This window comes from Caldifermentibacillus hisashii (assembly GCF_039654145.1).
Lineage (GTDB): Bacteria > Bacillota > Bacilli > Bacillales > Caldibacillaceae > Caldifermentibacillus > Caldifermentibacillus hisashii.
The window spans coordinates 565,001-589,482 of record NZ_CP155467.1 but is presented as its reverse complement, the minus strand read 5'-3'; the positions used below and the strand labels follow the sequence as shown (position 1 = coordinate 589,482).

The 24,482-nt window shown below is 36.6% G+C and carries 22 protein-coding genes; 8 read left to right on the top strand and 14 right to left on the bottom strand.

All coding sequences use genetic code 11. The annotated features are described in order from the left end of the window. Nucleotides 1–28: 28 nt before the first annotated feature. A complete protein-coding gene (locus NSQ14_RS02810; protein ID WP_346216831.1) occupies nt 29–1,435 on the bottom strand; it encodes an OmpA family protein in 1,407 nt (468 codons plus the stop codon). A 561-nt stretch (nt 1,436–1,996) separates the two neighbouring features. Here NSQ14_RS02810 and NSQ14_RS02805 point away from each other — a divergent pair. Together NSQ14_RS02805 and NSQ14_RS02800 are read left to right on the top strand one after the other, a co-directional pair. Beyond that, nucleotides 1,997–2,404: a helix-turn-helix domain-containing protein gene (locus NSQ14_RS02805; protein ID WP_216405875.1), complete on the top strand. Its 408-nt coding sequence runs from the start codon at nt 1,997–1,999 to the stop codon at nt 2,402–2,404. A 25-nt stretch (nt 2,405–2,429) separates the two neighbouring features. Further along, nucleotides 2,430–3,038, top strand: a complete 609-nt coding sequence (locus NSQ14_RS02800) for a hypothetical protein (protein WP_346216830.1) — start codon at nt 2,430–2,432, stop codon at nt 3,036–3,038. A 162-nt stretch (nt 3,039–3,200) separates the two neighbouring features. Here NSQ14_RS02800 and NSQ14_RS02795 read toward each other — a convergent pair whose 3' ends face one another. The 10 genes from NSQ14_RS02795 to groES form a co-directional block, all read right to left on the bottom strand. After that, nucleotides 3,201–5,042: an ABC transporter ATP-binding protein gene (locus tag NSQ14_RS02795; protein WP_034767876.1), complete on the bottom strand. Its 1,842-nt coding sequence runs from the start codon at nt 5,040–5,042 to the stop codon at nt 3,201–3,203. Further along, the gene (locus tag NSQ14_RS02790) at nt 5,039–7,279 is read right to left on the bottom strand and encodes an ABC transporter ATP-binding protein (protein ID WP_346216829.1); all 2,241 of its coding nucleotides are present in this window, start codon (nt 7,277–7,279) and stop codon (nt 5,039–5,041) included. The genes NSQ14_RS02795 and NSQ14_RS02790 overlap by 4 nt, the downstream gene beginning before the upstream one ends. Before the next feature lie 152 nt (nt 7,280–7,431). Beyond that, the gene (locus tag NSQ14_RS02785) at nt 7,432–7,626 is read right to left on the bottom strand and encodes a hypothetical protein (protein WP_270577662.1); all 195 of its coding nucleotides are present in this window, start codon (nt 7,624–7,626) and stop codon (nt 7,432–7,434) included. A gap of 488 nt (nt 7,627–8,114) precedes the next feature. Beyond that, nucleotides 8,115–8,969, bottom strand: coding sequence for a glycerophosphodiester phosphodiesterase (locus NSQ14_RS02780; RefSeq protein ID WP_041903660.1), 855 nt, complete (start codon nt 8,967–8,969; stop codon nt 8,115–8,117). 85 nt (nt 8,970–9,054) lie between these two features. Next, complete coding sequence (locus NSQ14_RS02775) at nt 9,055–10,419, bottom strand: ABC transporter substrate-binding protein (protein WP_346216828.1); 1,365 nt, start codon at nt 10,417–10,419, stop codon at nt 9,055–9,057. Between the two features lie 45 nt (nt 10,420–10,464). After that, nucleotides 10,465–11,280, bottom strand: coding sequence for a carbohydrate ABC transporter permease (locus NSQ14_RS02770; RefSeq protein WP_034767864.1), 816 nt, complete (start codon nt 11,278–11,280; stop codon nt 10,465–10,467). Then, nucleotides 11,277–12,212, bottom strand: a complete 936-nt coding sequence (locus NSQ14_RS02765; RefSeq protein WP_162835735.1) for a carbohydrate ABC transporter permease — start codon at nt 12,210–12,212, stop codon at nt 11,277–11,279. Before NSQ14_RS02765 ends, NSQ14_RS02770 begins: the two co-directional genes overlap by 4 nt. Before the next feature lie 2 nt (nt 12,213–12,214). Then, nucleotides 12,215–13,336 (bottom strand): ABC transporter ATP-binding protein, encoded by a 1,122-nt coding sequence (locus NSQ14_RS02760; RefSeq protein WP_346216827.1) that lies wholly within the window; start codon nt 13,334–13,336, stop codon nt 12,215–12,217. 407 nt (nt 13,337–13,743) lie between these two features. After that, nucleotides 13,744–15,363: a chaperonin GroEL gene (groL, locus tag NSQ14_RS02755; RefSeq protein WP_034767858.1), complete on the bottom strand. Its 1,620-nt coding sequence runs from the start codon at nt 15,361–15,363 to the stop codon at nt 13,744–13,746. A gap of 49 nt (nt 15,364–15,412) precedes the next feature. Further along, on the bottom strand, nt 15,413–15,697 hold the full coding sequence (groES, locus tag NSQ14_RS02750) for a co-chaperone GroES (RefSeq protein WP_034767857.1): 285 nt from the start codon (nt 15,695–15,697) through the stop codon (nt 15,413–15,415). Between the two features lie 211 nt (nt 15,698–15,908). On the opposite strand from groES, the gene NSQ14_RS02745 reads away from it, so the two are divergent. Beyond that, complete coding sequence (locus NSQ14_RS02745) at nt 15,909–16,586, top strand: CPBP family intramembrane glutamic endopeptidase (RefSeq protein ID WP_412097945.1); 678 nt, start codon at nt 15,909–15,911, stop codon at nt 16,584–16,586. Nucleotides 16,587–16,954: 368 nt separating this feature from the next. Here NSQ14_RS02745 and tatC read toward each other — a convergent pair whose 3' ends face one another. The 3 genes from tatC to NSQ14_RS02730 form a co-directional block, all read right to left on the bottom strand. Beyond that, nucleotides 16,955–17,695 carry a twin-arginine translocase subunit TatC gene (gene tatC, locus NSQ14_RS02740; RefSeq protein WP_034767852.1) on the bottom strand — a complete coding sequence of 247 codons (741 nt, stop codon included), beginning with the start codon at nt 17,693–17,695 and terminating at the stop codon, nt 16,955–16,957. A gap of 11 nt (nt 17,696–17,706) precedes the next feature. After that, complete coding sequence (gene tatA, locus NSQ14_RS02735) at nt 17,707–17,886, bottom strand: twin-arginine translocase TatA/TatE family subunit (RefSeq protein WP_216405863.1); 180 nt, start codon at nt 17,884–17,886, stop codon at nt 17,707–17,709. Nucleotides 17,887–18,060: 174 nt separating this feature from the next. After that, nucleotides 18,061–18,720, bottom strand: coding sequence for a redox-sensing transcriptional repressor Rex (locus NSQ14_RS02730; protein ID WP_034767849.1), 660 nt, complete (start codon nt 18,718–18,720; stop codon nt 18,061–18,063). Between the two features lie 478 nt (nt 18,721–19,198). On the opposite strand from NSQ14_RS02730, the gene NSQ14_RS02725 reads away from it, so the two are divergent. The 5 genes from NSQ14_RS02725 (at nt 19,199) to tsaD (ending at nt 24,262) form a co-directional block, all read left to right on the top strand. After that, the gene (locus NSQ14_RS02725; RefSeq protein ID WP_041847028.1) at nt 19,199–21,130 is read left to right on the top strand and encodes an ABC-F family ATP-binding cassette domain-containing protein; all 1,932 of its coding nucleotides are present in this window, start codon (nt 19,199–19,201) and stop codon (nt 21,128–21,130) included. 501 nt (nt 21,131–21,631) lie between these two features. After that, nucleotides 21,632–22,102, top strand: coding sequence for a tRNA (adenosine(37)-N6)-threonylcarbamoyltransferase complex ATPase subunit type 1 TsaE (gene tsaE / locus NSQ14_RS02720; protein WP_041847027.1), 471 nt, complete (start codon nt 21,632–21,634; stop codon nt 22,100–22,102). After that, nucleotides 22,083–22,772, top strand: a complete 690-nt coding sequence (gene tsaB / locus NSQ14_RS02715; protein ID WP_041847026.1) for a tRNA (adenosine(37)-N6)-threonylcarbamoyltransferase complex dimerization subunit type 1 TsaB — start codon at nt 22,083–22,085, stop codon at nt 22,770–22,772. Before tsaE ends, tsaB begins: the two co-directional genes overlap by 20 nt. An 18-nt stretch (nt 22,773–22,790) precedes the next feature. Further along, nucleotides 22,791–23,243 carry a ribosomal protein S18-alanine N-acetyltransferase gene (gene rimI, locus NSQ14_RS02710; RefSeq protein WP_041847025.1) on the top strand — a complete coding sequence of 151 codons (453 nt, stop codon included), beginning with the start codon at nt 22,791–22,793 and terminating at the stop codon, nt 23,241–23,243. Next, nucleotides 23,240–24,262 carry a tRNA (adenosine(37)-N6)-threonylcarbamoyltransferase complex transferase subunit TsaD gene (gene tsaD, locus NSQ14_RS02705; RefSeq protein WP_041847024.1) on the top strand — a complete coding sequence of 341 codons (1,023 nt, stop codon included), beginning with the start codon at nt 23,240–23,242 and terminating at the stop codon, nt 24,260–24,262. Before rimI ends, tsaD begins: the two co-directional genes overlap by 4 nt. The last annotated feature ends 220 nt before the right edge of the window (nt 24,263–24,482 follow it).

The window sequence follows — 24,482 nt, the reverse complement described above, 5'->3', positions numbered from 1 at the left end:
GGCTCTCTAGAATCCCCTTTCTCTTTTTTTATTTTGGATTAATTACAATTTCTACGCGGCGATTTTTTGCTTTTCCTTCCTCGGTATTATTTGGTGCAATCGGCCTCGTTTCACCGAATCCATGTATACTAATCTGCATATGATTTACTTTTTCACTTTGTCGCAAATAAGCTTCTACCGCTTTAGCTCTATTTTCTGATAATGTCATATTATATTGGTCATCACCTGTACTGTCGGTATGTCCATTAATTTGAATAACAGTATCTTCTTTCAATGTTTCCAAAGATTGAATGAGCTCGTTCAATGTATTTTGGGCATCAGGTTTCAAATCACTTTTATCATGATCAAATAATATATCGTCAGGTAATTGAATTTTTATTTCTTCATCATCTGTTGTGAGCATTGTTTTTTCCGGAGCTTTAACGATTGGCGGTTTCGGATAAAGGAGGACTTCAATCATATTCCCGCCTTCCTCATTTGGTTTCACCTGATCACCGCTCATTTTTTCAAATTGCTCCCCATAAATTTCTTTCATTCTTGTTTCCAATACATGTGAATCATTTGGCTTTGAAGTAATGACAATAAATCCACTTTCTGTAATTGTATCATATGGAATTTGTAAGAAAAACGTACCGTCACTAACAACTTCTGCACTTGAACCAATCCAATTTTGTGATAGTGTTGCGTCTTTGGAAGAGTAATAGAAAGCGTTCAAACGTGTTCCTTCTAACAAATTTGATTTCCCTTTTACATAGAAATAATGATGGTCATTCGTTAGTTTCGTATCAATCCAAACTTTCGTGCTGGCATAATCATCAGGAACCTTTTCCCTTTTTGGTGTTTTAATCGGATACACGGTTTGTTTCCCATTCGGTGAAACAAGAACAGAAGCAAAGATTTTTTGATATTCTTCTTCCAGTATTTCATGTTTGTAGACAAATGGTCCTTTTAAGTTCTCTCCATGCTCACCATAAACAGCTTCAATCTCTTCCGGCTGCCCCAATCCTCCGAGAACGACTTCAATCGTCACTAAAACATATTCATGGTCTTGTAGATCTTGAGGTATTTCAAATGTAAAATTTCCATTTTTGTCAACAACAGTACCCTTCTCACAAAGCAAGCATATCGGATTTCGTATGGAAAAAGGTCGATCAAGCCAATCAATTTCTACATATGTCCCTTTCATTAAATTGCTTTTCCCTTTAACGATAATCTTTCCATTTTCGTTGACTATTTCTCCACTTAATTTAATATTTGTCGGATTCTTTTTATCACCGTTATTTTTTGATTCCTCCTTTTGCTTTCCTTCTGCTTGGCTTGCATTCTTTACAGCAACACGGCTACTATCTTCCCCTTTTGTCTGTTTTTCCTCACATCCAACTAAAAAAAGTATTGTTGCTAAAATCAGGAAAAACCAACATGATTTTCTCACCATATTCTCCCCCTAAAATTACTAATTCTTAAAATAAATTAAACGATTTTCAACAAAAATGGAATAAGCTCATAGTCCTAGAAAAAATATTGTATATGGTTCTCAAAATAGTCGTAATTTTACTGAATATCTTTTTGAACTGTAGAAACGCTAAAACTCCTGCCTCTTAATTCATGTACTTTTCATCCATCATTTTCTATATATAAATATCGTTTTCTAGGTCGTCTTGCCTAGGAATTATTAAATCAACATAAATAACCGATTTTGCCAATATTTCTATTATCTGCTTAGTTTTCACGTACCGGTATCGCATCGGGTAGCATCAATAAACTGAAAGAGCACTTCCCAAGTTTCACTATTAGTTTCTTTCAAGTACTAGTTTTAACTTTTGGTAAGTTTTTTGGTCAGTGAGTGTTCTTGATTCAAAGATGAAAAAATTTCCTAAAAAATTGATGACAAGCAACTTATTATTAGATATAATTAGTACAATAAAACGTTGTGGTTAATCTTTTTTTACCAACATAAAATTGTAAATAAATGAACAAAGAATAGAGGAAAATTCAAATGACTGTCTTATCAGAGAGACTAAAAATGTTGAGGAAAAAGCATAAATTGACCCAGAAGGATATAGCAAATTATCTTGGCATGACCGAAAGTGGCTATGGCTATTATGAACAAGGCAGAAATGAACCATCCATTGAAACTTTGCAAAAATTAGCAGTTAAATATAATGTTTCCATTTCCTACTTAACCGGCGAGGAACATGAGAGGAAGAAAGCCTTGGTAGCCGATCATGAAATTGAATTGACGGAGGAAGAATTCAACTTCATAAAAGAATTGAAAAAACATCCTCTATTATTTCATGAACTTGCTTCTGACCCTGCTAAGAAGGTGAAAGAACTCATTAAACTTTTCAGGGTGAAACAATTGATTTTAGAAGAAGATATTGAAGAATACGGGGATGTCAAATAATAAGTTTTTAAAGGAGTTGCTTGCAATGAATGAACAAATTGTGGGACAAATTTTGGGAGAATTAAAAGGTATCAGAGAATCACAACAGGTCATGCAGAACGAAATTAAAGATATTAAGGATTCTCAGCAGGCCATGCAATCTGAAATTAAGTCTATGCAAATCGAAATTAAGTCTATGCAAACTGAAATTAAGGGGATTAAAGATTCCCAGCAATCAATGCAAACCGAAATTAAGTCTATGCAAGCCGATATTATGGGGATTAAAGATTCCCAGCAATCAATGCAAACCGAAATTAAGTCTATGCAAGCCGATATTATGGGGATTAAAGATTCTCAACAATCAATGCAAACCGAAATTAAGTCTATGAAATCCGAAATTAAGGATATTAAGGAATCTCAATACTTAATGCAGACTCAACTAAATGAGACAAACGAAATTGTTCGTGCCATAAGACATCGTCAAGAAGAAACGGATGCCAAACTTGATGCTCTTTCCATGGACGTTCATAAACTGCATGGGGAAGTTTTATCCTTAAAAGATGGACAAGAACGTCAAGAAAGAATACTTGAAACACTTATTATTCGTTCCGTTGAGCAAGAAGCAGATATAAGGGATTTAAAAAGAATTAAATGATTCCTTATGATTTGAAAAAAACCAGCTTAATAAAATTCGAAACAGAATGGTAGATGAAAACATTGAATGACATGAAAGTTTCTCGACATAAAGTTAAAAAGAGGCCTCAATCCAATCAGCAATTGGTTAGAGACCTCTAATTTTTATTTGTCAGTGAAACGATTATGAAACCTTATCAAATTGGCTGTTATAAAGATTTGCATAAAACCCGCCTTTTGCCAATAATTCTTCATGTGTACCTTGTTCGACAATATCCCCGTCTTTCATACAGAGAATTAAATCCGCATTTTTAATCGTGGAGAGTCTGTGCGCAATAATAAAACTCGTTCTGCCTTCCATTAATTTATCCATTGCTTTTTGAATTAAAACTTCTGTACGGGTATCGACGGAGCTGGTTGCCTCATCCAAAATTAAGATTTTTGGATCAGATAGAATCGCCCTGGCAATCGTTAATAATTGTTTTTGACCTTGGGATATATTGCTTGTTTCTTCGTTCAATTCCATATGATAACTATTCGGTAATGTTTTTACAAAATGGTCAACCTGTGCCATTTTTGCCGCTTCCATAACCTCTTCGTCTGTAGCATCGATTTTACCATAGCGGATATTATCCAAAATCGTTCCATTATAGAGCCATGTATCTTGTAAAACCATTCCGAAAAGCGTGCGCAAATCTTGTCTGGAGAAATTGTTTATATTGTAGTTATCGATATAAATTGCCCCTTCTTTGATATCATAAAACCGCATAAGCAATTTAACCATTGTTGTTTTTCCCGCTCCGGTTGGTCCGACAATGGCTACTTTCTGACCGGCTTTAATTTCAGCGGTAAAATCTTTAATAACCACTTGGTCCGGATGATAACCGAATTTTACATGTTCAAATCGAATATTCCCCTGAATGGGTAAATCCTTTACCCTATATTTTACATTTTCCTCTTTTTCCTCTTCCTCATTTAAAAATTCAAAGATCCGTTCTGCTGCGGCCACCATTCTTTGAAATTGATTGGAAATATTTGACAACTGGGTAATGGGTTGAGTAAAATTACGGACATATTGGATAAAAGCTTGAATATCCCCAATGGTAATTTTCCCGTTTGACGCCATCGATGCACCAACGATACATACAACAACATAACCGAGATTTCCGACAAAGCCCATGACCGGCATCATTAAACCTGATAAAAATTCAGCTTTTCTCGCATTTAAAGCTAATTTTTCATTTTCTTTTTCAAAATCTTGTACTGCTTGATTTTCTCCATTAAAAGCTTTAATGACCACATGTCCGCCATACATTTCTTCTACATGACCATTGACGCGACCCAAATATTTCTGTTGGTTATTAAAATGCTTTTGTGATAATTTCACAACACCGATAATAAGGATCATTGATACAGGAATCATCCCTAGGGCTATCAAGGTTAACTTCCAGCTGATCGTCAGCATCATAATGAAAACACCAACAATCGATGCAACAGATGTCAAAAATTGGGTAATACTTTGACTAAGGGATTGTTCAAGTAGATCGACATCATTTGTGATTCGAGAAAGCACATCCCCTTGGCTATTTTTTTGAAAATATCTAAACGGCAGTCGGTTCATTTTCTGCATAATTGAATTACGTAAATTATAGGAAACCGATGTCGCTACATTAGACATAAAGTACCCTTGAATATACATAAATGCAGCACTTAACACGTACAACCCGATTAATAGAAGGATGATTTTCCCAATATAATTAAAATCAATTCCACTATCTGCACCCAGCATCATATTCTTAATACCTTCAGCTAACTCATCTGTTGCCTTGGCTAAAATTTTTGGTCCGACAATAGAAAATACAGAACCGGCAATGGCCAAAATTGCAACAAGAAACAAATACCATTTAAAAGGATTTAAATAAGAAGCCAATTTTTTCAAGCTGCCTTTAAAATCCTTTGCTTTTTCAACCTGCATTCTCCCCATTGGGCTTCCCGGATGGCGTCTCGGTTGTTTTCCTTCACTCATGCTAATTCCTCCCTCGATAGCTGTGATTCTGCAATTTCCCGGTATTCTTCACAGCTCTCCAGCAATTCTTTATGGGTTCCTTTCCCTACGATTTTGCCTTTATCAAGAACAATAATTTGATCGGCATTTTTAATCGTGCTAACCCGCTGAGCAACAATTAGAACGGTTGAGTCATGCGTGTATTGATCCAATGCTTTTCTCAATGCCGCATCAGTTTTTAAATCGAGTGCTGAGAAACTGTCATCAAAAATATAAACAGGAGGCTTTTTAATTAAAGCACGAGCGATCGATAAACGTTGTCTTTGCCCGCCGCTGACATTTGTTCCACCTTGTGAAATAGCTGTATGAATCCCTTCTTCAAATTCTTCAACAAAGTCTTTCCCTTGTGCCACCTCAATGGCCTTCCAAATTTCTTGTTCGGTAGCTTCCGAATTTCCATATTGGATATTCGATGCGATATCCCCTGAAAATAGGAAGCCTTTTTGTGGCACATAGCCAATATGATCGCGTAATTCCTTTTGCGGCAGATTGCGAATATCAATACCATCAAACGTAATTCTGCCCTCAGTGACATCATAAAATCGCGGTATTAAATTGATTAATGTTGATTTCCCCGATCCGGTAGAGCCGATAAATGCTGTTGTTTCCCCTGGTTTGGCAACAAAAGATATATTTACTAAAATACTTTCTTCTGCATCAGGATACCGAAATGACACATGGTCAAATTCAATTTTACCTTTTGGATTCGATAAATGTTGGACCTCATCGCTATCAGTAACGATTAATTCTGTATCCAATACTTCCTGAACACGTTTTGCTGAAACTAATGCTCTTGGTACTAAGATAAAAGTGACGGAAATCATTAGGAAAGCAATAATAATTTGCATGGCGTATTGAATAAAAGCCATCATATCGCCAATTTCCAAAGTGGAATCAGCAATCGCTTTTCCACCAACCCACACAATTAACAAACTAACCAAGTTCATAATCAACATCATTGCAGGCATCAAAAATGACATCGTTCTTTGAATAAATCGATTGGTTTTACGTAAGTGATCATTTGCTTTCACAAAACGTTTTTCCTCAAACTGCTCATTACCAAATGTACGAATAACCATCATACCGGCAAGATTTTCCCGGCTGACCAAGTTCACTTTATCGATTAAAGTTTGTAACATTTTAAACTTCGGCATAGCAATTGAGAGAATGGCTATCATGAGTATTAACAAGGCAGCTACGGCAACGGCAATCGTCCAACTTATCGACACAGTCGTCCGAAGCGCCATCACGATTCCGCCAATCCCGATAATCGGGGCATAACAAATCATCCGAATACCCATTAAAATTAAGACTTGAATTTGTTGTATATCATTCGTACTTCTTGTTATTAAGGAAGCTTGCGAAAACTTATCATATTCTGCATTTGAAAAAGACATAACTTTTTTGAATACATCCTTGCGCAGATTTTTGGAAGCAGTTGTCGCAACCTTGGTCGCAAACCAACCAACCACGATGGAAGCGACAACACTAAGCAGAGCCAAGCCAAGCATTTGCAGCCCTTTTATAATAATATAATGGTTTTGAATTTGTTCTAAATTTACACCCAATTCTTTATAAAAAATTCTTGTAAAGGTGGTAGAAACTTGTCCGGCTGCCATAGAATCATCTTCGGCAGCTAAAGAAATATATTTGTCTAATTTCCCTGCTTGCTGAAGTTGAGTTAAGTAAGGAAGCATTTCATAGATTTTACTCGTATCAACATCGGATAAATTCGCATTTTTATTGCTATTAGTATTGCCTTGTGCCGCATTGATTTCATCCGCCATATCCTCTAAACTAAGTGTCAAAGCATAAGTGGCTTGTGTATAGGCTTTATCAGTTTTTGCTAATTTGTCTTGATCCGTTTCCATTAAGACATAAATATTCTCATCTTTTACAGCCGGATAGTCACTTTTATAGTGATCAGCTTTTGAACTCCCCGCTTCGATTAATGTATAACTATCATTCATAATGGATTGACTGTCTTTATCCATAAGCAACTGGATTAAATTCATTCCTTCTTCACTGATGGCATCCGGAGCTCCCTCTTCAATTCCACCCGTTTGAATGCCATTATTTACCATATCACTCATAAAATTTGGCAATTGTAATTCCGAAATTGCTTGCACAAAAAGAAACGCAATACAAATCAATATGGTTAGAGTGAAAGGTTTAAGATATTTTAATAATAACTTCATATAACATTTCCTCTCTATCTTTCAAATTCGTTTTACTTAAAAGTATTCTATCATTATCAAACACGATTTTGGGAATAATCGTTGAGCATGTGATTAGAATCATCTTCGCTTTTTTGTGATGACTTAAGCAAGGGAGATTTCCTAATTTTGATCTAAGTAACCTCAGTATATTTTTCATCGCGTTCAAAATTTCTAAAAATTTCCTCGCAAAATATCAGGTAGAACTGCAATAATTTTTGCTGTGCTTCTTGTTCTGGCTTGACTAATTGGTCAAGTTCTAATAAAAATCGTTTCCCAAACTCATCAACGATTGATAATATTAGGTCCGTTTTCGATTTAAACACCAAATAAAAGGCTCCTTTTGAAATACCGCATGCATCTGTGAATTGCTGAACCGCTGTTGCCTCGATTCATTGATTTGCGAATAATTCAATAGCCTTTTTCATAATCGGTTTTTTTCTATTCATGTATTTAACCATCACCTAGCATGTAATCCATGACCAAGTGGTCACTATCTTAACAATTATGACGAGTTTTGTCAATGACATGGAAGAAAGATATTGTTGGAAATTGAGCGGAAAATCGAATTATTACTCGAGTATTTACCTGCAAAGTTTATAAGGGGTAGGGAAAGGAAACCAAGAATAAGGTTTCAGCATTCTTGGTTCCCAATTGTATACTTTAGGGAAATCAAATCATAATTAATTTTGTTTAAAAAATATTTTCACCCATGAGGAATCCTTTGACTTTCATATCTTATCGTTGTCATTTACATATCTGTTTAAAGGTAACAGATAATAAGTTTCCAATATGTTTTAAACATTTTTTTAAAAAGCTATACATGCGTTTGCTGTTCTTTCTTTATCGCTATAGCTCTGCTGGGGAAATCAGTCATAATGGTATTTACTTGTAATTTTAAGAGTTGACTAATTTCATTTGGCGCATTGACCGTCCAGACACGGATTTTGTCAGAGAGATTTTCCAGTAAATTTGTATTGGAGTCATGGATTCTGTTTTTCACATAATATTTCACTTCTTTGGGAAGATCGACATGGAGCCGATCAATAGCTCGAAATATTCGCCTAAATACTTGTGGCTTTGGCAATACCACATGTTTGTTCAAATGTAAGGCTTCCAAATGAAATGTCTTCATAAAGTCTTCAGGAAGAGAGATTCCTTCATTTAATAACCAAGCAATATTTGCTTTCGAATTTATTTCTCTCATACGCAAAATCGTGGGCAAGTGAAAAGATGAATAAACGACTTTCCTTCCTTTTCCATATTGTTCAACAAGATTATGAACCTTTTCTTCAATATGGTGATAAGCTACCATATCTGTTTTCAGTTCAATATTCAATTCGACCGGATACGGGGCCAGTAATTGCAACACTTCCTTTAATGTAGGAACCTTTTCCTTATCCCAAGTTGCATCATAATCCGGCAAATGTGCATAACGACTTCCGGCACTGACCTTTTTTATCTCAGCTAATGTTAAATCTTTAATCCAGCCGGTTCCACTTGTTGTGCGGTCCAATGTTTCATCATGAATGACTACAACTTCACCATCTTTTGTTAAATGAACATCCAGTTCAATTCCGTCAACACCGAATTCAATTGCCTTCATAAAACTCAGACAGGTATTTTCCGGATATATTCCTTTTGCTCCTCGATGTCCATAGATCTTTGTCATCGGAATTCTTCCTTTCATTATGAAAAAGGAGAAAAAGCATGGGGAACCATACTTTCTCTCTTGAACTTCTTCAGTGGAAATTTCTTTATTTTTTTCTGGCTTTATTTGCTTGTTCAATTGCATCATTAAATTGTTGTACGGCTGTTTTATATGCTTGGTCTACTTCTCCACCATTATAAACCGTTTCAAGCGCTGTTTCCATAATTTTGCGTCCTTGTGGAAGCATGTCCATTAACGCCCCTTGAGTCGCATAGGAGGATTTTGTCGATTGCAGCTGTTGAACTGTTACTTGCAGTTGTGGTTTTTCTGCCCAAGCTTCTTTCACAACCTCCTCTTCATAGGCAGCAGGGTTCACAGCAAAGTAACCTGTCCCGACATGCCATTTTGCTTGAACTTCCGGTGTTTGTAAATACTTCATAAATTCCCAAGCAGCTTTCGATTCTTCTTTCGGTTTACCATCAATCATCCAAAGACTGGCACCGCCAATGACCACACCTTGTCGTTCCTGATCCTCGGGATACGGAAGGAAAGCAATACCTACTTCAAACGGTGCATTATCAATAACATCTCTTGCACTTGCTGAAGATTGTAAGAACATCGCTACATCACCGGCTAAGAAACCGGCAACCATGTTATCCCCGTTTGTACCATAGTTTGCAAACGTACCATCGTCGACCATACGCTTTACCCATTCGAAAATGGATTTGCCTTCTTTTTCTGTCCAACCAATTTTCGTTGGTGTATCGGTACGACCATTATCATTATTTAATAATAATGCTCCTTGATTAGCAAGCAGTTGTTCCCATAACCAACCATAAGCCTGCAAAGCAAATCCTTTCATATTCGGATTGGATTTAACAATTGCTTTCGATGCTTCTTCCACTTCTTCAAATGTTTCCGGTGCTTTTTCCGGATCTAAACCTGCTTTTTTAAAGGCATCTTTATTATAGTACATGACTGGAGTAGAGGAGTTAAACGGCATCGAATAAAATTTTCCATCTAAAGAATAATAGTTGGTAATATTCCCCTCCAAGCCGCTCATATCATATCCGTCCTTATCAACAAATTCCTGGATTGGAATAATATTTCCACTGTTTATCATTGACATCGTACCAATTTCAAATGTTTGAATCATCGTTGGCGCACTGTCTGTTCCTGCAACAGCATTAAATTTTGTCAGTGATTCATCATATGTCCCCTGATATTCGGCATTTACCTGGACCTTATCTTGAGAATTATTGAAATCCTCAACAATGCTGTTTAATGTTTCTTGACCGGCACCGCCCATAGAATGCCAGAATGTAACAACTTGTTTTCCATCTTTAGCTCCAGCTTCATTATTTTTATTTCCGGTACTTTGCGAACTGTTTCCTGAAGCGGAATTTTCTCCAGCGCAGGCGCTCAGTAAAAATAGTATACCTAGACTAAAAATCATAATCAGTTTTTTCATATATTCTACTCCTCCTGATCACTCTATTCTTTTCAATTGGGAATCTTACTTGACAGCCCCTTCAGTTAAACCCTTTTGTAATTTTTTCTGACCTAAAAACAACAAGATTAACGTAGGAATAATAACGATAACGGCACCGGCCATAATCACTCCCCATTCATTTAATTGTTCCTGTGTTTGTAATTGCTTCAATCCAATTTGAACCGTACGTACGGTGTCATTTGTTGTTGCCAATAACGGCCATAAATACATATTCCAAGCGGTCAAAAATCCGTAAATCCCTAAGGTGACCAAACTGGTTCGTGAAACAGGTAACACAACTGTCAAGAAGAACTTGAAATCTCCCATACCAATAATCTGACTGGCTTCACGTAATTCTTTTGGTATTCCTTTAAAATTTTGCCGGAGCAAGAAGGTACCGAACGCTGTCGCAAAAAACGGTATCGTCAACCCCGAATATGTATCAATCCAGTCTAAATCACGGATTAAATGGAAATTGGGAATAATTGATGCTTCAAAAGGAACCATCATTGTTGCTATAAAGAGATAGAATAGAAGGTCCCTCCCTTTAAACTCGATGAAAACAAATGCATAAGCTGCTAAAGATGATAAAATCAACTGGCCAAGCATAATGACAAACGAAACAATAAAACTATTAAATAAATATTCGGTTAATGGAAACCCATTAAATGCCGAGACATAGTTTTCAATTGTAAACTTGGTTGGCAGGCTTCCTGTTAAAATATCCTGGTTTGTCATAAAACTCATCACAATTGCCATGATAGCCGGACCTGCAAGGAGGAGTGCTGAAATAATCAGCAATACATAAAATAAGAGTTTTTGCCCTGTTGAAAGAATCATTGATAATGAACTCTCCTTTCCCCCAGCTTAAATTGGATGACCGTCATGACGAGAATAAGAATAAATAATACAACCGCTTGTGCACTGGCTGAGCCAAACTGATAATTGACAAAAGCTTCCCGATAAATGGAATACACAATTAAACTTGTTTCATTTGCCGGCCCACCTTGCGTTAAAATATCAATTTGACCAAAAGTTTGAAAGCTATTAATCATGGATACCGTAATCACAAAAAACAAAGTTGGCGACAGCATTGGAATTGTAATTCTCCTAAGCTTATAAAAATAACCCGAACCTTCAACTTCTGCACTTTCATATAAAGAGCGATCAATTGATTGTAAACCACCAAGCAAGATTAAAAACGTAAAACCGATATTCATCCATATAGTTGTCACTGATACAGATAGAAGTGCCCAGGCCGGATCCGTTAACCATCCAACCGGTTCTCCTCCAAAAGCTTCAAGAAATTTGTTTAGCAGCCCCATTGTTGGATTAAATAAATAAAGCCAAAATACAGACGCTGCCGCAACTGAAATACCGATGGTTGACGAGTAAATCGTCCGGAAAAGGCCGATCCCTCTTAGATTCTCATTAGCAAGGATGGCTAAAAACAAACTAATCAAAACTGTCGGAGGTACGGTATAGAAAACAAATAAAAATGTATTTTTTATACTTTGAAGAAAAATTGGGTTCGTAAACATATTTAGGTAATTTTCCAAACCTACAAAAACCGTGGTTGAACCTTTTGCATCCGTCAGATAAAAGCTCAAATAGATCGTTTTAAACATAGGGTAAAAAACGAAAACACTAAATAATAGAATGGACGGGAATAAAAACAACATACCTTTGATAAAACTTTTCATCCGGGCACTCTTTTTTACACGTTCAAATTGATACATATACGTTTCATTCGTTTCAAGTGTCGGATTCATACTCATATCGTTATTACCTCTTGTCTTTTTCTAAGTTCTGCAGATTTTATGCGCTCGCCTGTTTCAGCATCAAAGAAGAATAGATGTTCAGGTAATATTTGCACAGGTACTTTCTGACCAAATTTGACCGGCCATTGACCCGGCCATTTTGCCGTCCACAGCTCTTTCCCTACAACAAATGCAATAGAAGTTTCATTTCCTAATTGCTCAACATTTACTACTTCAAAATAGATATTCTTTTCACCTGTTGACTTACCAGGCAGAAGATGTTCCGGACGAATACCCACTTTTATATTACGATTTTTTGAAAAATCCATTATGGATGATGGATTTACAGTGATATGCAATTGATTTTCAATGATTAACTGTTTTCGGTCTTCTGAAAAGACAGCATCTCCCACATTCATCTTTGGCGAACCAATGAAGGAGGCTACGAATAGGTTTTCCGGTTCATTGTAAAGGGTAATCGGTTTTCCTACTTGCTGAATTTCCCCACCATTGAGAACCATGATTCGATCCCCCATTGTCATGGCTTCGACTTGATCATGGGTTACATAGATCATTGTTAACCCTAAACGCTTTTGCAGTCTTCGTATTTGTACCCGCATATTCGCTCGTAGTTTTGCATCTAAATTTGATAAAGGCTCATCCATTAAACAAAGCGGTGCATGACTGACAACAGAACGTCCCAATGCTACCCTTTGCCTTTGACCGCCTGATAGTTCCCAAGGTTTACGGTTTAGCAGTTCCGTCAATCCTAACATTTCTGCTGCTTCCTTGAGTCTTTTTTGTTGTTCCTGTTTATCAATCTTCCTGGCTTTTAATCCAAAAAGAATATTTTGTTCAACCGTTAAATGAGGATACAGTGCATAATTTTGGAAGACCATTGATAAATTTCGATCCTTTGGCGGAAGATGGTTCACTGTGTTTCCATTTATTTTTAATATACCGCCCGAAATTTCTTCAAGTCCCGCGATCATCCGGAGTAACGTACTCTTCCCTGACCCGGAAGGACCAACAAGAACAAAAAATTCACCTTCTTCCATCGATAGATTAATTCCTTTTAATACATCTTTCTGTTTATGATAGGATTTAGAGATATTGATTAACTCTACTTGGCTCATAAATAACCTCCTTTCAAATTTACATCTTCATTAAAGCATAATTTTCACTAAAAAAGATGACATTTATAAAATCTTCATACTATTTAACGTTCAATTCAATTACTTAAAACTGGGTAAATATTTTTAAGAAATCAACATAAATGGTAGCGGGGATTAACTATAAAGAAATGTGAATGGGGAAAAAATAGTGGACGGATTTTGGAGAATAACAGAAATGATCATATAAAGTAAACTCGGGCGTCCGAGCTTTTAGGCGAGAGCAGAGCCGTAGTTGAACTTATGAGTTAGGAAAGTAGAAATTGAAAAATTTATACTTTCCTAATTAGCAAAAAAACCACTCCCAACAATTAATAGGAGTGGTTTTGCTGTTATAACAATCTCTTTTCAAAAAGGAAGGGGCAATTAGATTACATCATTCCGCCCATGTCTGGCATTGGAGCGCCGCCGCCTTTGTTTTCTTCCGGAATGTCAGCAACGACGGCTTCAGTTGTTAAGAACATTGCTGCAACAGAAGCTGCGTTTTGAAGGGCTGAACGAGTAACTTTTGTCGGGTCAACAATACCGGCCTCGGTCATGTTTACCCATTCGTTTGTAGCAGCGTTGAAACCTACGCCGGATTTTTCATTTTTCAAGCGTTCCACAATAACCGAACCTTCTAAACCGGCGTTTTCAGCAATTTGACGTACCGGTTCTTCTAAGGCACGAAGAACAATTTTCACACCGGTTGCCACATCGCCTTCTGCTTCAATGGCTGCCACTTTGTTATATACGTTCACAAGTGCTGTACCACCACCGGATACAATACCTTCCTCAACGGCAGCACGAGTAGCGTTTAGGGCGTCTTCAATGCGAAGTTTCCGTTCTTTTAATTCTGTTTCTGTAGCAGCACCAACTTTGATGACTGCAACCCCGCCGGCAAGTTTAGCCAAACGTTCTTGTAATTTTTCTTTATCGAATTCAGAAGTCGTTTCTTCTAATTGTGCTTTAATTTGATTTACACGAGCACTAATTTTGCTGGATTCGCCGGCACCTTCAACGATTGTTGTGTTATCTTTTGTTATAACAACTTTACCGGCACGACCTAATTGAGCAACGGAAGCAGATTTTAATTCAAGACCTAGGTCTTCTGTGATAACTTCACCACCGGTTAAAATTGCAATGTCTTCAAGCATAGCTTTACGACGGTCACCAAATCCAGGTGCTTTTACTGCTGCAACATTGAATGTACCGCGAAGTTTGTTTACAACAAGAGTTGCAAGAGCTTCCCCTTCAACATCTTCAGCAATAATCAATAATGGCTTCGATTGTTGCAATACTTGTTCCAATAATGGAAGGATTTCTTGAATATTAGAGATTTTCTTATCTGTGATTAAAATATATGGATTTTCCAAAACAGCTTCCATTTTATCTTGGTCTGTTACCATATATGCAGAAACATAACCACGGTCAAATTGCATACCTTCGACAACATCTAGTTCAGTATTGAAACCTTTTGATTCTTCAATGGTAATAACACCGTCTTTACCAACGCGTTCCATTGCTTCTGCGATTAATTGACCTACTTCTTCATCACTTGCAGAAATGGTTCCAACTTGCGCGATTGCTTCTTTGCTTTCTACAGGTTTAGAAATTCCTTTTAATTCTTCAACGGCCACTGCTACTGCTTTTTCAATCCCTTTACGGATGCCCATTGGATTTGCACCGGCAGTAACGTTTTTCAATCCTTCACGAATGATTGCTTGGGCAAGAACCGTTGCAGTTGTCGTACCATCTCCGGCAACATCATTTGTTTTGCTGGCAACTTCTGCAACAAGTTTCGCACCCATATTTTCAAATGGATCTTCCAATTCGATTTCTTTTGCGATTGTGACACCATCATTTGTAATTAGTGGTGAACCAAATTTTTTCTCTAATACCACATTACGTCCTTTTGGTCCTAATGTAACTTTGACAGCATCTGCCAATTTATCTACACCGCGCAACATACTACGTCGAGCTTCTTCACTGAATACGATTTGTTTTGCCATTCTCGTCAAATCCTCCTATCATATTTTTATTATCAATTGTAAAATGTTATTATTCTACAACAGCTAATATGTCACTTTCACGTAAAACTAAGTATTCTTTTCCGTCATATTTGACTTCAGTACCAGCATATTTTGAGAAGATGATCCGATCGCCGACATTTACTTCAAGTGCAACCCGTTCACCGCTATCAAGAACACGGCCGGTTCCTACAGCTACAACTTTACCTTCTTGTGGTTTTTCTTTTGCAGTATCCGGCAGAACGATGCCGCTAGCTGTTTTTTCTTCAGTTTCTACAAGTTCAATAACTACGCGATCTCCAAGTGGCTTTAACACATTAAACAACCTCCTCATATATTTTCAATGTTGTTAGCACTCATTGTCCTTGAGTGCTAATTCCAATTATTATAATAATGAATTGATTTGTTTTTTGCAAGTGTCAACTATAAAATTTTAACATTTTTTTACCAAAATTATCTTGTCCTACTCAATAGGGAAATAGCTTCCTTTGCAACTTTTTGATAAAATAGCCAGTGAGGTGAATTTTTTGAAACGAGAATATAAACTGATTATCCTTACTTATGTAGCGATGCAGTTATTTTTAAACATCGGGGCATCGATTCTATACGGCATTTTCCAAAGTTTTGGTTTTGCCGGAAATAAATATTGGCTACTTTCCGTTTCTATTTGGACGGTATTTAGTTTTTTTGTAACCTTATTGATCACCCTTTATTATTTAAAAGATGAAATTACAGTGCGAAACCGGAACCTCCGCTCAATACCGTTTGTACTTGGCTGGTCTGTTTATGGTGTACTACTTGCCCTGATCGCACAAAGAATTGCTATCATGATTGAGACGCTATTAGGTGTGGATGTTGGTTCGGAAAACACAGAAAATACCCTGAATTTAATCAATGTTGCACCGATTATGATTTTCGTTACTTCGATAATTGGTCCGATTTTGGAAGAAATCATCTTTCGTAAAATTATTTTTGGATCTTTATACAAAAAAACAAATTTCTTTCTTGCAGCCTTAATCAGTTCCATTCTTTTTTCTGCCGCTCACATGGAATTTGAACATTTATTACTCTATTGTGCAATTGGATTCACATTCAGTTATTTATATGTAAAAACCGACCGAATTATCATTCCAATTTTGGCACATACATTAATGAATACTTATGTAGTAATGAGTCAATTTTTCTTGCAAATGCAGCAAATATGAACCATTCAATCAAAATTAGTATGTCACAACCAAAATACCTTATACAAATTTTTCCATAAAAAGGAAAGGACTATCTCAAAAAGGCAATACGATATGAAAATTAACAATCGTAAATAAAAATGATCATTTTCATTATGCATATGCCCTTTCTAACATAGTCCTTATCTAAATAAAACTCGGGCGTCCCGAGCTTTATTCGACCCGAAACGCGGTACTCACCGATAACAAGGGAATTACTCCGGTTTCCATTATACCTTTTAAGCAAGCTCCTTATGCCATAACCTATCCGCCACTTCCAAGTTGCTTCGTTACCGGAATTCAATATGCTTTTTAATGGATAAAATATACAATGGAAAATTTTCCTTAGTTTAAACGGCAAGCCCTTCTTCTTCCTTCATTTTTTTCCGATACGCCAGCTTCGAAATCCAAATACTAACTTCATAAAGCAATAATAATGGTAAAGTGACCATCATATGCGAGAGAACATCCGGCGGTGTAATCAGTGCCGCGATGACTAGCAAGATAAAGTACGCATATTTTCGCACCCTAGACAAAAAGTCAGGTGTAATTATTCCAAGCCTTGTTAAAAATAATATAATCACCGGCAATTGGAATAACAAACCAAAAGGCAACGTAATTTGTAACAAAAAATGGAAATATTCATTGATCCCAATGACTTGATTGATTTCCATTCGGTCCCCTAACTGTTTCATAAAGCGAACAATAAACGGAAATAATACAAAATATGAAAACGAAATACCTGATAAAAACAAAAATACCGAAACAGGTATATAGGCTAAGGTTATTTTTTTTTCCTTTTCATATAAACCCGGTGAAATAAAAGCCCATAACTGATACAAAACAAAAGGTGAAGTTATTACACAAGCAATGATAAAAGCGATTTGCATATAAATCTTTAGCGGGTCAGTTAAGCGGAAGGCGTTCAGTTCCAAACTGGCCGCTTCATCAGTTTGTTGCAAATATACGATCAACGGCTCTGCCAAAAAAAACGAACCGATCATTGCCAAAAGAAAGAAGACAACGATAAAAACCAACCGTCTCCTTAATTCAACGAAATGCTCAATTACAGTCAATTCGTTTTTCTCCATCTCTTCTCTCCCTACTTGCCTTCTTGATCTTTTCTCTTCCCATTATTTTCATCAGCAAGACCCTTTGTGGCATTTTTAAATTCCCTTAGTGTATCTCCTGCCGCACGACCGAGTTGCGGTAACTTTTTCGGACCAAAAATTAATAATGCCATGATTAATATGAGAATTAAACTACCCGGACCGATTGTCATGTTTCTCCCTCTCCCCCATCAACCTCATTCAAATTCATTCATTGTCACCCAAAAAAGATTTTACAAAAACTTTTTTCCTATCATATCGTATGAATCATAATTATTGCAATGCAAAATATTGTGTTGTTTTGAAGATAAATTTTTGTGTTACCTGCCATTTCCCTACTAAAAAAATTAATCTCCAACCACTACTTCCTCATTTGAGTAATGTTTAATTAAATAAACAAAAGATTGTAATTCAACAGCTAAATCAATATGGTGAACACGAATATTTGACGGAACAGTTAATCGAGCTGGCGTGAAATTTAAAATTCCTTTTATTCCTGTTTTTGCTAAACGATCAGTAACCAATTGGGCAACAGGAGCCGGGACGGTCAGAATAACAACCTGAATCTCTTCAGTTGACAATATTTGTTCCAGTGAATCCATTGGGTAAACAGTAATATCACCAAATTTTTGATCGACCTTTTCTTGGTTTGCATCAAAGGCACAGACAATTTTAGTATTATTGTTTTTAGTGAAATTATATTTTAGTAGAGCTGTACCTAAATTACCTACACCGATTAAGGCTACCTTTGTTATTTCATCCTGATTCAATATTTTTCTGAAAAAGGATAACAAATACTGAACATTATATCCATACCCTTTTTTACCTAATGCACCAAAATAAGAAAAATCCCTTCTAATCGTTGCCGAATCGACCTTAACCGCTTCACTTAACTCAGCAGAAGAAACTCTTTGTTTTCCTGACTGGTACAAATTTTGAATAAAACGATAATATAATGGCAATCTCTTAGCGGTGGCTTTAGGAATTATTAGCTGATCTGTTTCCATGTCAAAATCCTCCAATGCTGAAAAATTATTATTTTTCTATTATAATATCTTTTATTGCCCTATAGAAGTAATTCTTTTATAAGGCATTCAAAGCACACTGTGAACGCTTACATTGCATTGTTAACATATTCACCTACTATGATACACTATTTTTTTTCATCTGTCTTGTAGATAGTTTCATTTAATCTCCATTTGCCATTTTTCCTCCCCTTCATGTACTATTTTTATATAGACTTGTTGACATGACATTTACAGGCTCTCCTTTAAATGTCGGAAATGATGGAGCGAAAAGCGACTGGATATGTTATGGTAGAGGAAGGAATCGATTATTTAGTAATCAAAAACAGCATGTTCCCATTCACTTCACTCTGAAAATAATTAGTCAGTCATTCATTCTTTTAAAAGGCAAAACAGAGTCAAAGCTGTTATATTTCTAGGTAAAGGACCATTTTTATTGTGAAATGTTGAGGTGCAAATCATGATTTTACTACAAGTAAATCAACTAAATAAATATTACGGGGCAGATCTTGTCCTTTCGAATATTAAATTAGAAATTCATACAAGAGACCGAATTGCCCTTGTTGGTAGAAACGGATCAGGCAAATCAACCTTGCTGAAAATAATTGCCGGTGAACTTGCTTATGACTCCGGAGAAATTATTAAGCCAAAAGAAGTAACAATTGGCTTTTTAGATCAACATACCGGTCTCGTTTCAGACAGAACTATCTGGGATGAAATGCTGACTGTCTTTGAAGATTTACGTAGCATGGAAAAAAGGTTACGTAATCTTGAGCAGGAAATGGCAAAGGAAGAAACTTATACAGATGAAGGCAAATACAAGCAAATTTTGTCCGAATATGATTATTTACAGCATGAATTTAAAGAACTGGGCGGATATCAATATGAAGCAGATATTCGTTCCGTATTACACGGGCTTAATTTTTCCACTTTCAATTATCAAGAGACAAAAATATCCAATTTAAGCGGCGGACAAAAAACTCGCCTGGCTTTAGGAAAATTGCTCTTATCAAAGCCGGACATTTTAATTTTGGACGAGCCGACGAACCACCTAGATATCGATACATTGACATGGTTAGAACAATATTTGCAATCTTATGATGGAGCCATTCTTATTGTTTCCCATGATCGCTATTTTCTTGATAAGCTTGTAAACCAAGTTTATGAATGCGCTCAGACTACTTTAACAAAATATGTCGGTAACTACAGTCAATACTTAGTCCAAAAAGCAGAGAATTATGAACGTGACTTGAAAATGTATGAAAAACAACAAGATGAGATAGCAAGAATGAAAGAATTTATTGCCAAGAATCTGACCCGTGCATCAACAACAAAACGGGCACAAAGCAGGCGTAAAGCACTGGAACGAATGCAAATGATTGATAAACCGCACAGAGACGATAAATCTGCTAATTTTTCCTTTCAAATTGAGCGGCAAAGTGGCAATGAAGTTCTTAATGTGGTTGATTTGGCCATTGGTTATGGAGCCAATCAAATATCAAAAAATATCCACTTTCGAATTCAAAGAGGAGATAGCATTGCTTTGCTTGGCCCAAATGGTGTCGGCAAATCTACTCTACTAAAGACAATTGTCGGCCAACTCCAGGCTCTTTCCGGAAACATCCATTTTGGAGCGAATGTAACCATTGCTTACTATGATCAAGAACAAGCAAACTTAACATCAAATAAGCGAGTATTAAATGAACTTTGGGATGAATATCCGACAAAAACGGAAAAAGAAATCCGAACCATTCTTGGCAATTTTTTGTTCTCCGGTGATGATGTTTTAAAAAACGTCTCAACTTTGAGCGGTGGTGAAAAAGCAAGGTTGTCATTGGCTAAACTAATGATGTTAAATGCAAATTTTTTAATTTTAGATGAACCAACAAATCATCTCGATTTAGACAGTAAAGAAATTTTGGAAAATGCTCTTGTTGATTTTCCCGGTACGATCTTGTTTGTTTCTCATGACCGTTATTTTATTAACCGAATTGCAACAAAAGTTTTTGAACTCTCTACTAACGGTGTGACCGAGTATTTGGGTGACTATGATTATTATATAGAGAAAAAGGAAGAAATGATGGAGATTCAAAAATTATCAGAAGAGAGCGAGCACAACCAAACGCAAGAACCGGCTTCCGATTTGGATGCAAAAACCCGTTATGAACAAGAAAAAGAACTAAAGAAACTGGAACGACAAAAGAAACGTCGGGTTGAAGAAATTGAAACATTAATTGAATCACTGGAGATGGAAATTGCCGAGAAGGAGCAGCAATTCCTTCATCCGGAAATCTATAGCGACCATACAAAAGTGGCTGAACTAAATAAGGAAATTGAAAAAGCCAAAGCAAAAATTGAAACTTTATTGGAGGAATGGAGTGAACTGGAATAATTGATGGATTTTCCGGAGACCTGCCAAAAAAGCACCGGAAGTAAGTGAAAACTCCATTATGTGACCAATCATTCGATTACATGAATTATTCACTTTTTCCACAAAGTTATTCACAAGACAATTATATATTTATTAACATCTCAAATGCTTTTCCACAATACCCACAAAAAATTTCCAAGTTATCCACAATTGTGTTGTGAATAATTGAGATTTCTATCAGTGGGGACTCGATATCCCCACTGATAAACTAATTGTGCCACGTCCTTGTAGCAACGCTTGTGTGACCAATCCGTATCGATCCAAACAAATCGGGTTTACTCAGACTTATCTTCAGTAATTTTTATCCACAATATTATCCACAATCGAATCAAGCAAGATAGGCAGGAATTTTTGAAATAAGTGACATTTATCGAAACATACACTTATTACCGGCAAATATTGATATTTCACCGATATTTCGTTAATCTTATGGAAGATATATATAAAGTTGGTGAGAAAACAATGAAGGATTACCAAATTACTGTACATAATCAGGAAGAAACTTTTTCAATGGCACAAACGTTCAGTAAATTTTTACGGGAAGGAGATGCGATTGCGCTGGAAGGCGATCTTGGTGCCGGAAAAACAACTTTTACAAAAGGGTTGGCAAAAGGACTTGGTATCAATAAAAATATTAGTAGTCCCACATTTACAATTATAAAAGAATACAAAGGGATTTTCCCCCTCTATCATATGGATGTTTATCGACTAAAGGATTCAATGGAAGATCTCGGTTTTGATGAATATTTTCATGGTGATGGTATCACCGTCATTGAATGGGCTCATATCATCCAAGACCAGTTGCCCGAACAATTTTTAACTATTGAAATTAAATTTGTTGACCTGACAACCAGACAATTTCTTTTTAAACCGGTTGGTATTCGATATGAACAACTATGTGAGGAGTTTTTCCATGAATATTTTAGCAATTGATACCTCGACAAATGTACTCGGTGTTGGAATCGCAAGTAATGAAAAAATTATCGGTGAATATATAACAAATATAAAAAGAAATCATTCAACAAGGGTATTACCGGCCATTGACTTTCTACTAAAAGATTGCGGCATGGACATAAAAGAGATAAATAAAATCATTGTTGCTAACGGTCCGGGCTCATACACCGGCTTGCGGATTGGCCTAACGATCGGAAAAACGTTAGCTTGGACATTAAACATACCCATTGTTGGTGTTTCCAGCCTTAAATTAATGGCGGCCAGCGCTCGATATTTTGATGGCTACATTTCTCCGGTCATGGATGCAAGACGGGGAAATATTTTTACAGGATTATATGAATATAAGGAAGGCAAATTAATGCAAGCAGTTGACGATCAACATATTCCTACAGAAGAATGGTGCAAATTACTTAAAACATTTGATAAACCGGTTCTGTTTTTAGGAAATGATGTGGTTATTCATGAACAGGTAATCGTAAATCAACTGGCTAAACAAGTTCAATTTGCACCGATTACTGTCAATATCCCTAAACCCGGTGAGTTGGCTTTACTTGCAAAAGATTTAAAAGAAGAAAATGTGCATTCATTTGCACCGAATTATTTACGCTTGGCAGAAGCTGAAGCCAAATGGAGAGAGAAAACGAATTAAATTTGAGGGGACAACTTTATGAATCGGACACCTGTTTTTCGCAGACTGACTATTAACGATGTTGATGAAATTCTGCATGTAGAATATGCTTCTTTCACTTCTCCTTGGAATCGGGATGCATTTGTTCGAGAGTTAACAATGAATCCTTATGCAATCTATATCGGTGGTGAGCTTGATAAAAAAATCGTTGCTTACGGTGGCATGTGGATCGTTATTGACGAAGCACATATTACCAATATTGCAGTATTACCCGGGTACCGGGGACTGAAAATTGGTGAACAATTAATGATGAAAATGATGGAAACAATGATTGTTAAGGGTGTAAAAAAGGCAACATTGGAAGTAAGAGTGTCCAATATTGTTGCCCAAAACATGTATCGAAAATTCGGTTTTAAAAATGGTGGTATTCGAAAATCATACTACACTGATAATTATGAAGATGCTTTAGTAATGTGGGTGAATTTAAAATGAATGATTTATATATATTAGGAATTGAAACAAGTTGTGATGAAACAGCGGCCGCCGTGGTCAAAAACGGGACCCAAATCCTTTCTAATGTTGTTGCTTCACAAATCGAAGTTCATAAACGTTATGGCGGCGTTGTTCCTGAAATAGCTTCCCGCCAACATGTAGAGCAAATAACCATTGTTATTGAGGAAGCAATGAGACAAGCAGAACTGAATTTTAGCGATCTAACGGGGGTTGCGGTAACCCAAGGACCTGGTCTTGTCGGCGCTCTTTTAATTGGAGTAGAAGCGGCAAAAACCCTTGCTTTTGCTCATTCTTTACCATTAATTCCCGTCCATCATATTGCGGGGCACATTTATGCAAATCGGTTAGTTAAAGAAATGAAATTCCCTTTGCTTGCTCTTGTCGTTTCCGGTGGTCATACAGAACTGGTCTATATGAAAGAACATGGTCATTTTAAAGTAATTGGTGAGACAAGGGATGATGCTGCCGGGGAAGCTTATGACAAAGTAGCCAGAGTACTAAGTATGCCATATCCCGGGGGGCCTCATATTGACCGATTAGCACATGAAGGAGAAGCAAATATCGACTTTCCTCGTGCGTGGCTAGAAGAGGGATCGTATGACTTTAGTTTTAGCGGATTAAAATCTGCTGTCATCAATACCGTACACAATGCTGAACAACGCGGGGAAACAATTCAGCCTGCTGATTTAGCAGCCAGCTTTCAGGCTAGTGTCGTTGAAGTCCTTGTAGAAAAAACCGTCCGTGCAGTGCAGGAATATCAGGTTAACCAAGTCATTCTCGCCGGCGGAGTAGCTGCAAATAAGGGGTTAAGAAATCACTTAACCGAGCGGATTGCTGAGTTGGGAAATGTAGATTTAGTTATACCCCCAATGAACTTATGTACTGACAATGCCGCCATGATTGCAGCCTGTGGAAGTGTCTTTTTTGAAAAAGGCATTCGTGCAGATCTTAGTTTAAATGCAAACCCGGGACTGGATTTAGAAAGTTTTAATCGATGATGGTGTTTTGTTAATCAAGTTTGAATCGATGCTATCGTTTTCAAAACGAATTTTCTGTGGCTTTTTAACAAAACTTATTAATCAGTTTTTACCGATAATATTGTCTTCGAACGAATTTTCTGTGGTTTTCAAAAAACTGGTTAATTAGGTTTGAATCGGCGATGCTGTTATTAAAACCAATATTCCGCACGTGAACAGAATCGGCAAAGTTAAAAGCATT